The sequence below is a fragment of the Parapedobacter soli genome (assembly GCF_025460835.1).
Lineage (GTDB): Bacteria > Bacteroidota > Bacteroidia > Sphingobacteriales > Sphingobacteriaceae > Parapedobacter > Parapedobacter soli.
This window is the reverse complement of sequence record NZ_JAMXAY010000163.1, coordinates 1-535: the sequence shown is the minus strand read 5'-3', so window position 1 is coordinate 535 and position 535 is coordinate 1. Positions and strand designations below refer to the sequence as shown.

The following is a 535-nucleotide window of genomic DNA, read 5'->3' as shown; positions in this document are numbered from 1 at the left end:
CGGAACAGGCGCGATCGGCTGGCCGGGTTCATCCGGATCGGCAGGGTCAAACGGTGGTGTGCCCGTAACCGTGGCAGCGTTCTCTACCACACCCGCATCTTTCTCAGGCTGCGGGATCGTGTACGTGGCATGCAGCTCCACAGACTCGCCCGGAGCCAATACACCTTCGGCCACAGGCCAGGTACCGGTACTGTTATCGACGGTACCGCCGGGAAGCTTAACGTCGCTTGCCTCGATACCCGTCAGCGTCACATTGCCCGTATTGGTCACCGTGAACGTATACTCGATGGTGTTCCCGTCAGCAGACAGTACACCCGTCTTGGCAAAGGATAGCGATGGATTCGCTGGAACGTCCACTTCCGTGGGGACGCCCGGGTCGCCCGGCGTGCCGGGATTGCCCGTATCCGGTGTGGATGGAACAGGCGGGATCGGCTGGCCGGGCTCATCCGGATCGAACGGTGGCGTGCCCGTCACCGTGGCAGCGTTCTCAACCACGCCCGCATCTTTCTCAGGTTGCGTGATCGTGTACGTGGCA

1 protein-coding gene is annotated in these 535 nt (G+C 62.4%); it reads right to left on the bottom strand.

The genetic code is table 11. From position 1 onward, the window contains the following. Positions 1-535, bottom strand: a 535-nt coding sequence (locus tag NGM62_RS22025; protein WP_262250453.1) for a DUF11 domain-containing protein, incomplete at both ends; no start/stop codon positions are given.